Consider the following 9935-nt stretch of genomic DNA (forward strand, 5'->3'; position numbering starts at 1 on the left):
TTTATCCTCTAATTATTTTTTAGTACGGCGACGTACGATGAACTGATCAGTACGTTTATTACTACGGGTCTTCTTACCTTTAGTTTGAACACCCCAAGGAGTTACAGGATGTTTACCAAAGTTACGACCTTCACCACCACCATGAGGGTGATCTACCGGGTTCATCGCCGTACCACGAACGGTAGGACGAATGCCACGCCAGCGACTTGCACCAGCTTTACCCAGAACGCGTAGCATATGTTCTGCATTGCCAACTTCACCCAGGGTGGCGCGGCAATCAGACAGAACTTTACGCATTTCACCAGAACGCAGACGCAAAGTTACATAAGAACCATCACGGGCAACGATCTGAACGTATGCACCAGCGGAACGAGCCAATTGACCACCTTTACCCGGCTTCATTTCTACGTTATGCACGGTAGAACCAACAGGGATATTGCGCATTGGCAATGCGTTACCAGTTTTGATAGCTGCGTCAGCACCAGATTGGATCTGATCACCAGCTTTCAGCCCCTTAGGCGCAAGGATATAACGACGCTCACCATCTTTATACAGAACCAGGGCGATATTCGCTGAACGGTTTGGATCATATTCCAAACGCTCAACTACAGCAGGGATACCATCTTTATTACGTTTAAAGTCAATCAAACGATAGTGCTGCTTGTGGCCACCACCAATGTGACGAGTGGTAATACGGCCATTGTTGTTACGACCACCGGTTTTGCTGCTTTTTTCCAGCAATGGAGCATAAGGTTTACCCTTATGCAGCTCAGGGTTAACCACTTTAACGACGTGGCGACGGCCCGGAGACGTAGGTTTACATTTAACAATTGCCATTGTTCTTTACTCCTCCGACTTACTCTGCACCACCGATGAAGTCCATATTCTGGCCTTCCTTCAGTGTAACGTAAGCTTTTTTCCAGTCGCTACGACGACCAATACGCTGACCGTGGCGTTTAGTTTTGCCTTTAACCAGCAAAGTGTTAACACCTTCAACTTCGACTTCAAAAAGTTTCTGCACAGCAGCTTTGATCTCTGCTTTAGTCGCGTCTTTCGCAACTTTGAGAACGATGGTGTTGCTCTTTTCCATCGCAGTAGAAGCTTTTTCAGATACGTGCGGCGCGCGCAGTACTTTCAGCAGACGTTCTTCACGGATCATGCCAGCATCTCCTCAACTTGCTTCACAGCATCAGCAGTCATAACCACTTTATCAAAGGCGATTAAGCTAACTGGATCAATACCAGCTACATCACGAACATCAACCTTGTACAGGTTGCGAGCTGCTAAGAATAAATTCTCATCAACTTCATGAGTGATAATCAGCACATCTTCCAGAGCCATCTCTTTCAGTTTCTGAACCAGAAGCTTGGTTTTAGGAGCTTCTACAGAAAACTTCTCGACAACGATCAAACGATCTTGACGTACCAGTTCAGACAGGATGCTTTTTAAAGCACCACGGTACATTTTCTTATTAACTTTTTGACTGTGGTCCTGTGGTTTAGCTGCAAAAGTTACACCACCAGAGCGCCAAATTGGGCTCTTAATAGAACCAGAACGTGCACGGCCAGTGCCTTTCTGACGCCATGGTTTCTTACCTGAACCAGAAACTTCAGCACGGGTTTTCTGAGCACGAGTACCTTGACGTGCACCAGCTGCGTAAGCAACAACTACTTGATGCACAAGCGCTTCATTGAAATCACGCCCGAAGGTAGTTTCGGAAACAGTCAGCGCGCCTTGCGCGTCTTTCATTACCAATTCCATTCCTATCTCCTCGACGTTACGCCTTAACAGCCGGTTTTACGATCAGGTTGCCGCCAGTTGCACCTGGAACAGCACCTTTGACCAGCAGCAGGTTGCGCTCAGCGTCAACACGTACTACATCCAGGCTTTGAACAGTTACACGCTCATTACCCAGTTGGCCTGCCATTTTCTTGCCTTTAAATACCTTGCCCGGAGTTTGGTTCTGACCAATAGAACCCGGAACACGATGAGACAAAGAGTTACCGTGGCTAGCATCTTGGGTACGGAAGTTCCAGCGCTTAACAGTACCAGCAAAACCTTTACCTTTAGATGTACCAGTAACGTCGACTTTCTTAACGTCAGCAAAAACCTCAACGCTAATATTTTGACCTACAGCATATTCTTCGCCTTCAGACAGACGGAATTCACGCAGGATACGGCCAGCTTCAACGCCGGCTTTAGCGAAATGGCCTGCTTCAGGTTTGTTTATACGGTTAGCTTTTTTGCTACCAGTAGTAACCTGAATTGCACGATAACCATCGCTATCCAGATCTTTAACCTGAGTGACACGGTTATCTTCAATTTCGATAACAGTTACAGGGATAGAAACGCCATCTTCAGTGAAGATACGAGTCATACCCACTTTTTTACCGACTAAACCAATCATTGTTTCAACCTCTCAATCGTTCAATGACCTGATTAACCCAGGCTGATCTGCACGTCTACACCGGCAGCCAGATCCAGACGCATCAGAGCATCAACGGTTTTCTCGGTTGGCTCAACGATGTCAACCAGACGCTTATGAGTGCGAATTTCGTACTGATCACGCGCATCTTTATTAACATGCGGAGAAATTAGAACGGTAAAACGCTCTTTACGAGTCGGTAGCGGGATCGGACCACGAACCTGCGCACCAGTACGCTTAGCGGTCTCGACAATTTCCGCAGTTGATTGATCGATCAAACGATGATCAAATGCTTTCAGGCGAATACGGATTCTTTGGTTCTGCATGAGACCAGAGCTCCAACTATTTTATAAACGTAAATAATTACTCCTCGTACCCATTTCGATTGACGGGAGAGTGTAATCGTTCAATATATAACCCCCACATCGGGAGTATTTTAAATGGCAGCAAAACAATCCTGCGCATTTACTACTGGTTAACAAACCAGACTTACACATAAGTAAGACCGCATATTATACGCAAATCAATTAACAAAGCAAGATACAGATGAAGATCTGTTCGGAGTAGAGTTAAAGGAGCATGAAACAAGATGCCCTAACTTAACAGATAGGGCATTTGTAGCTATTCTCCTTCAAGAATCTGTGCTTGAGTGTAATTTTGAATCCCCATACGTTCAATTAGTTCAAATTGAGTTTCCAGCCAATCAATGTGCTCTTCTTCCTCATCTAGGATATCGATCATCAAATCACGACTAACATAGTCATGAATCGAATCAGCATAAACAATTGCTTCTTTCAAATCTCTAGCTCCTTGCAATTCGAGCTGCAAGTCAGATTTGAGCATTTCTTCAATATCTTCTCCGATATTGAGCTTTCCTAGATCCTGTAAATTAGGAATTCCTTCAAGAAAAAGGATACGTTCAATGTACCTATCGGCATGCTTCATTTCATCGATAGATTCATGATATTCCTTATCATTAAGGCGGGTAAGGCCCCAGTTTTTGAACATCCGGGCGTGCAGAAAATACTGATTAATTGCAACAAGCTCATTTCCAAGAAGTTTGTTCAAATGAGCAATCATTTTTTTATCACCTTTCATAGTTTACTCCTCCGCTTCCAGTACTTAAAGTGTAGTACCTATTCAGCAGAGTAGTAGTAAACTTATCCCTTTTTTATCAAGCAACGTTATCTATCTTAGGCAGCTGTGCAATCTCCTCATTAATAAGCTCTCTGGCTTGGCGTATGCATTTGCCACAATCACGGCCTACAGGCACAATACGCTTTAGTTCTCTAATAGAGTGAATATGATGTTGACGCACCGCATTACGTATTGTTTTGTCACTTACCGCATTACATAGGCAGACATACATAAATAACACTCTCTGGTACACATTATAGCGCATATTAAATAATAATGAGTCTCATTTCAATAATCATTCGCATTTTAATTTTCTGATTCAAGTTCTTCCAACCACCTTTTTAGCTTTGTCAAATAGAGATAGTTATCTCATTCTGTAACTTCTTGGCTAGAAAGGATTTTCATCCCTATTGGGAATTTTCTTGAACTTATTCCATCTTAAAACTATCTCCAACATCACATCAGCAATTTGTTCAAAAACTAATAACTACCTGTATATAAAAGAAAAGATGACTCATCTAAGTTTGAAGACAAATGCATATTTGGGAAAATCACGGGTTGGTTACCGCTAACGCATTCTACCGATGAATGATGAATATATAGGTAGAACAGTTAGATAACGATGACACCACTAGAAAAAATAACCAAAATCAAAAAATTAAGACACCAAGAGATAATACAATGGGGGAGTTCATACAGGGAATTTAAGGAAGGGGGATATCAATTAAAATACTTACTAACAGACACCTAGTGCAGCACAACCAGGTGTCTGTTCTAAAACAAGCCAGAATGCAAACTTGTCCTAAGGTTAGATACTCAATTATTAGCTATTAAGCAATAATTTTAGCAACAACACCAGCACCGACAGTACGGCCGCCTTCACGGATAGCGAAGCGCAGACCCTGGTCCATTGCGATTGGCGCAATCAGGGTCACTTTCATCTGAATGTTATCACCTGGCATCACCATTTCCACGCCTTCTGGCAGCTCGATTGTGCCGGTCACGTCAGTTGTACGGAAGTAGAACTGTGGACGGTAGCCTTTGAAGAATGGCGTATGACGGCCGCCTTCGTCTTTGCTCAGAATATAAACTTCTGATTCGAAAGTGGTGTGCGGCTTGATTGAACCTGGTTTTGCCAGTACCTGACCACGTTCGATTTCGTCACGTTTAGTACCACGCAGCAGAACACCCACGTTCTCACCCGCACGGCCTTCGTCCAGCAGTTTGCGGAACATTTCTACGCCAGTACAAGTCGTTTTAGTCGTGTCTTTGATACCCACGATTTCAACTTCTTCACCCACTTTCACGATACCACGCTCTACACGACCGGTAACTACGGTACCACGGCCTGAAATAGAGAATACGTCTTCGATTGGCAGCAGGAATGGCTGGTCGATTGCACGCTCTGGTTCTGGAATGTAGCTGTCCAGCGCTTCCGCCAGCTCCAGGATTTTGCTTTCCCACTCAGCATCGCCTTCCAGCGCTTTCAGCGCAGAACCACGGATAACTGGCGTGTCGTCGCCTGGGAAATCGTACTGAGACAGCAGCTCACGCACTTCCATCTCAACCAGTTCCAGCAGTTCTTCGTCGTCTACCATGTCACATTTGTTCAGGAACACGATGATGTAAGGAACGCCTACCTGACGACCTAACAGAATGTGCTCACGAGTCTGTGGCATTGGGCCGTCAGTCGCAGCAACTACTAGGATTGCGCCGTCCATCTGAGCCGCACCGGTGATCATGTTTTTCACATAGTCAGCGTGGCCTGGGCAGTCAACGTGCGCATAGTGGCGGCTTGGAGTATCGTATTCTACGTGAGAAGTAGAGATAGTGATACCACGCGCTTTTTCTTCTGGCGCGTTATCGATTTGGTCGAATGCGCGAGCGCTACCACCGTAGGTTTTAGCCAGTACGGTAGTGATGGCGGCAGTCAGGGTAGTTTTACCGTGGTCAACGTGGCCGATAGTACCAACGTTAACGTGCGGTTTTGTACGTTCAAACTTTTCTTTAGACATTAGATTGTCCCTCTAAGACACGGAATCGGTGGTTCCACCACATCAACCAAGCAATTGCTCGTTGAATATCGCTTACAGGAATAAAATCGGGAGACAAGGACATTAAGGAAGTGGTGCTGATAGGCAGATTCGAACTGCCGACCTCACCCTTACCAAGGGTGCGCTCTACCAACTGAGCTATATCAGCACATCTTGGAGCGGGCAGCGGGAATCGAACCCGCATCATCAGCTTGGAAGGCTGAGGTAATAGCCATTATACGATGCCCGCATTGAACTCGGCTACCTGACTTTAATCAGCTGTACGTCGGTCTCGATATGCTTTTCCTTTAGTAAAAGGAAAAGAAGATACCAAGACTAAATCTGATTCTTTGGTGGTGGGGGAAGGATTCGAACCTTCGAAGTCTGTGACGGCAGATTTACAGTCTGCTCCCTTTGGCCGCTCGGGAACCCCACCTTTTCCAAATTTTTAATGGTGCCGGCACCAAGAATCGAACTCGGGACCTACTGATTACAAGTCAGTTGCTCTACCAACTGAGCTATGCCGGCATCAAGTGCTGCGCATTCTAGGCAGTGTGAGAGCACTATGCAACAAAAAAATTGCCATCCTTGATCATTCGGTCACAAAACGCTCACTTTCATTCAATTAGCTGTTTTTTTCAATATGTTTAGCTCAAATAATAAACACAAAATCACCTATCACCATCGAGGAACTGATCACAGTGCCCGATAAAACTTGATAGGTCACTTCATTTTACGTCATTTAAATTTCCATCATGATAAACAAACAGCTAAAGCTAACATTAAGTAAAGCAACTCAATTTTTTACGCTTCTGCATTCCTTGCAAAAAAAACCGATAAAAATACAAAAAAGCCTACGCCTGCCGCTCATCAGTCGATATCATGCAATTTATTTTTTGCCGGGTACAGGTTGTTTATTGCAACTTGTCCAACCTGCACAAACAGGCAGATGTTGGTTTATGAATAAAAAAGAACTTTTTTTGGCCACTCCATATTTGCAATTCAATCGTGAACAATGGGCAACCTTACGCGATTCAGTTCCACTGACACTAACAAAAGAAGAATTAATTGATTTAAAAGGAATTAATGAAGAAATTTCTTTAGAAGAAGTTGTTGAGATTTACCTTCCTTTATCTCGCTTACTCAATTTTTATATTAGTTCAAATTTACGTCGTCAAGCAGTGCTCGAACAATTTCTAGGTACTGATGGACAAAAAGTCCCTTATGTCATAGGAATTGCTGGTAGTGTTGCCGTTGGTAAAAGTACTACTGCACGTCTATTACAAGCCCTGCTAAGTCGTTGGCCTGAACACAGAAGTGTAGAATTAATTACTACAGATGGTTTTCTACATTCTAATAACGTACTGAATGAACGTGGACTGATGAAAAAGAAAGGGTTCCCGCAATCATATGATATGCATAGCTTAGTGAAATTTGTATCTGATATTAAATCGGGATCTACACAAGTATCCGCACCAGTTTACTCTCATCTTACCTATGATATCGTACCAAACGAGCAAAAACTCATTAAACAACCAGACATTTTGATTCTCGAAGGTTTGAATGTATTACAAAGCGGTATGGATTATCCTCATGATCCACACCATGTATTTGTCTCTGATTTTGTCGACTTTTCTATCTACGTCGATGCACCAGAAAAACTACTCAAAAGTTGGTATATCAGTCGTTTCTTAAAATTCCGTCAGGGCGCCTTTTCCGATCCAGACTCTTATTTCCACAGCTATTCCAAGCTATCAGAAGAAGAAGCCATAAATACTGCATCAGATATCTGGCAAGAAATCAATGGACTGAATTTGCGACAAAATATTTTACCAACTCGAGAACGTGCAAGCCTAATCATGACAAAAGGTACTAATCACACTATTGAAAGCGTAAGACTGCGTAAGTAAAAATAGTTCCCGAATCCGGAAGACATTCCTCTTCCGGTCGTTTTTAACAACCTCTTAAAGAAATCTCCCCACCTATATATGGGGTTATAACACCATTCTGATCAAGTAACAAAGCACCTTGCTGATTAATACCCCTAGCTATACCATACACTTCCTGACTACCAATAATTAATTTCACCGGTCTATCCATAAAATTATCTAACTCAAACCACCGAGAAACAAATGAAGACAAACCTTCATTTTCAAACTGAATTAAAGCCTTCCTTAGATCAAGTATTATTTCTACAGCCAATTTATTACGATCAACTTCAATGCCTGCCTGCAACAAATTAATCCATTGCTGATTAATAGATTCTTCATCCCTATGATCCATTGAAATATTTATACCCGCCCCTATCACAACCTGAGCAGCATCACCAGTCTTTCCTATTAATTCAACTAAGATTCCCGCTAATTTCTTATCATCAAGATATAAATCATTTGGCCATTTTACCCTAATTCTATCAGCTCCAAATCGATGTAATACTTCAGCAATAACAATGCCAACAACCAGACTCAATCCGATTGCAGCAGCAGGTCCTTGTTCAAGGCGCCAATACATAGATAAATAAAGATTTTTTCCAAAGGGCGAAACCCATTTCCTTCCACGCCGCCCTCTGCCAGCATACTGATACTCTGCAACACAAGCATCCCCTGATTTCAACTCAGATAAACGTTCAAGCAAGTACTGATTAGTCGAATCAATAACTGGCAAAACAGTTATACGATCCTGAGGTAAGTATTGAAAAATAGTATATTCATCAAGTAATTGCATAGGCACCACAAGGCTATAGCCCTTTCCAGGAGTTGTTTCTAGTTCAATTCCCCATTCACGAATTGTCTGTATATGTTTATTAATCCCAGCTCTACTCATTCCTAAATCTTGTCCCAACTGTTGGCCAGAATGAACGTCACCGTCAGACAAAATCTTAATCAACTGTAATGGCACGGTTATATCTTTCATGAAATACATTCCACAGCATCAATTTCGCCTTTAGAACCAATAAAACGAACCTCAGGTTCAAGTAACACACCAAACTTACTTATCACTTGCTGACGAGTATAGGCAGCCAATGAGACTACATCCTTGCCTGTAGCATTTTCCTGATTTATCAATACTAGAGCTTGTCTAAGATGCACAGATGCACCTCCAATGCGATAACCTTTTAAATTACAATGTTCAATGAGCCAACCTGCCGCTAATTTAAACATCCCATTCATGTAAGGATATTGGGGGCTATCAGGGTAATTTTCTTTGATTTTTGCCGCAACTTGCGCACTGACAATTGGGTTTTTAAAGAAACTCCCCGCATTTCCTGTTATTGCAGGATCAGGCAATTTATTGGTACGCATTGCACATACTGAATCAAAGATATTCTGAGGAGTTACATTATCTTTCGACAGCCTAACTAAATCACCATAGCTCAATATCGGCCGCCAATTCTTCTTCAACAATAATCCTACGGAGATAATGGAATGATTTACTTTATATTTATGCTTGAAAACACTATCCCGATATCCAAACTGACATTCACCAACACTAAGACGCGTTTGTTCCCCAGTTTCTAGATTAAGAATATCTACATATTCACACACATCTCTAAATTCAATACCATATGCACCAATATTTTGAATTGGTGCAGCACCAACGCAACCAGGAATTAAAGCCAGATTCTCTAATCCATAGATTTGATTTTTAAGAGAATGGCAGACTAATTCATGCCAATTTTCTCCTGCCCCTACATGTAAATGCCACGATTCATCTGTCTCCCGCTGTTGAATCCCCATAATCCTATTCAGAATCACAGTTCCTTCAAAATTTGCAGTAAATAAGACATTACTGCCTCCACCAAGTAATAATGCAGGTTGTTTTTCACTTTTGGCTTTCTGCCATAAAGTTAATAAAGACTCGGCAGATTCAGCTATATCTAAACGTTTAGCGTAAACTGATAACCCAAAGGTATTAAATTCTTTAAGAGAAAGCATTTACTCAATACTCAATAAAGCTACTTAATAAGTAGTTTATCAGCTATAGGCGTGGAAAACAGTTGGAAAAATAAGTTAGTTCTTTATTATTAATGCAAAAAGGCCACCCTTTTGGATGGCCTTTTCGTCTCAAAATAAAGTCTGGCAGTTCCCTACTCTCACATGGGGAGACCCCACACTACCATCGGCGCTACGGCGTTTCACTGCTGAGTTCGGCATGGGGTCAGGTGGGACCGCCGCGCTATCGCCGCCAGGCATATTCGGTTTTACTCCGGCCGTCGCGTCTCTTCATCCGCAACCGCCCGAATCAATCTCTGAACAAGCTGAAATTCATCTCTCTTCTGTCTTCCGACAGCCGTTTTCTGTTCTCTGTCTTCCGGCTGCCGACGCCAAAACACCTTCGGC

11 protein-coding genes, 4 tRNA genes and 1 rRNA gene are annotated in these 9935 nt (G+C 42.7%); 1 reads left to right on the forward strand and 15 read right to left on the reverse strand.

Annotation, left to right across the window (positions count from 1 at the left end; all coding sequences use genetic code 11):
* Window positions 1-12 precede the first annotated feature (12 nt).
* From rplB to V2H77_RS07200, 12 genes are all read right to left on the reverse strand, one after another.
* Window positions 13-837, reverse strand: coding sequence for a 50S ribosomal protein L2 (rplB, locus tag V2H77_RS07145; RefSeq protein ID WP_036781895.1), 825 nt, complete (start codon window positions 835-837; stop codon window positions 13-15).
* Between the two features lie 19 nt (window positions 838-856).
* Window positions 857-1159 carry a 50S ribosomal protein L23 gene (gene rplW, locus V2H77_RS07150; RefSeq protein ID WP_021322796.1) on the reverse strand — a complete coding sequence of 101 codons (303 nt, stop codon included), beginning with the start codon at window positions 1157-1159 and terminating at the stop codon, window positions 857-859.
* Complete coding sequence (gene rplD / locus V2H77_RS07155) at window positions 1156-1761, reverse strand: 50S ribosomal protein L4 (protein ID WP_036781898.1); 606 nt, start codon at window positions 1759-1761, stop codon at window positions 1156-1158. Before rplD ends, rplW begins: the two co-directional genes overlap by 4 nt.
* A gap of 16 nt (window positions 1762-1777) precedes the next feature.
* The gene (gene rplC, locus V2H77_RS07160) at window positions 1778-2407 is read right to left on the reverse strand and encodes a 50S ribosomal protein L3 (protein WP_265380949.1); all 630 of its coding nucleotides are present in this window, start codon (window positions 2405-2407) and stop codon (window positions 1778-1780) included.
* A 32-nt stretch (window positions 2408-2439) separates the two neighbouring features.
* Window positions 2440-2751, reverse strand: a complete 312-nt coding sequence (gene rpsJ / locus V2H77_RS07165) for a 30S ribosomal protein S10 (protein ID WP_001181005.1) — start codon at window positions 2749-2751, stop codon at window positions 2440-2442.
* Window positions 2752-3046: 295 nt separating this feature from the next.
* Window positions 3047-3523 carry a bacterioferritin gene (bfr, locus tag V2H77_RS07170; RefSeq protein WP_265380950.1) on the reverse strand — a complete coding sequence of 159 codons (477 nt, stop codon included), beginning with the start codon at window positions 3521-3523 and terminating at the stop codon, window positions 3047-3049.
* Window positions 3524-3599: 76 nt separating this feature from the next.
* Window positions 3600-3794, reverse strand: a complete 195-nt coding sequence (bfd, locus tag V2H77_RS07175; protein WP_046393852.1) for a bacterioferritin-associated ferredoxin — start codon at window positions 3792-3794, stop codon at window positions 3600-3602.
* A 598-nt stretch (window positions 3795-4392) separates the two neighbouring features.
* Window positions 4393-5577, reverse strand: a complete 1185-nt coding sequence (gene tuf, locus V2H77_RS07180) for an elongation factor Tu (RefSeq protein ID WP_265515177.1) — start codon at window positions 5575-5577, stop codon at window positions 4393-4395.
* A gap of 111 nt (window positions 5578-5688) precedes the next feature.
* Window positions 5689-5764, reverse strand: a tRNA-Thr gene (locus tag V2H77_RS07185).
* Window positions 5765-5770: 6 nt separating this feature from the next.
* Window positions 5771-5845 (reverse strand) — tRNA-Gly (locus V2H77_RS07190).
* A 101-nt stretch (window positions 5846-5946) separates the two neighbouring features.
* Window positions 5947-6031, reverse strand: a tRNA-Tyr gene (locus tag V2H77_RS07195).
* A gap of 16 nt (window positions 6032-6047) precedes the next feature.
* Window positions 6048-6123, reverse strand: a tRNA-Thr gene (locus V2H77_RS07200).
* A 431-nt stretch (window positions 6124-6554) separates the two neighbouring features.
* Between V2H77_RS07200 and coaA the strand changes: the two genes are divergently transcribed.
* Window positions 6555-7505, forward strand: coding sequence for a type I pantothenate kinase (coaA, locus tag V2H77_RS07205; RefSeq protein WP_265381394.1), 951 nt, complete (start codon window positions 6555-6557; stop codon window positions 7503-7505).
* Window positions 7506-7548: 43 nt separating this feature from the next.
* Here the strand turns inward: coaA and birA are convergent, their stop codons facing one another.
* The 3 genes from birA to rrf all read right to left on the reverse strand — a co-directional run bounded on the left by birA (window position 7549) and on the right by rrf (window position 9785).
* On the reverse strand, window positions 7549-8508 hold the full coding sequence (gene birA / locus V2H77_RS07210) for a bifunctional biotin--[acetyl-CoA-carboxylase] ligase/biotin operon repressor BirA (RefSeq protein ID WP_341498255.1): 960 nt from the start codon (window positions 8506-8508) through the stop codon (window positions 7549-7551).
* Window positions 8505-9530 carry a UDP-N-acetylmuramate dehydrogenase gene (gene murB / locus V2H77_RS07215; RefSeq protein WP_341498256.1) on the reverse strand — a complete coding sequence of 342 codons (1026 nt, stop codon included), beginning with the start codon at window positions 9528-9530 and terminating at the stop codon, window positions 8505-8507. Before murB ends, birA begins: the two co-directional genes overlap by 4 nt.
* Window positions 9531-9669: 139 nt before the next feature.
* Window positions 9670-9785, reverse strand: a 5S ribosomal RNA gene (gene rrf, locus V2H77_RS07220).
* Window positions 9786-9935 lie beyond the last annotated feature (150 nt).

The sequence above is a fragment of the Photorhabdus sp. P32 genome (genome assembly GCF_038085095.1).
GTDB classification, from domain to species: domain Bacteria; phylum Pseudomonadota; class Gammaproteobacteria; order Enterobacterales; family Enterobacteriaceae; genus Photorhabdus; species Photorhabdus luminescens.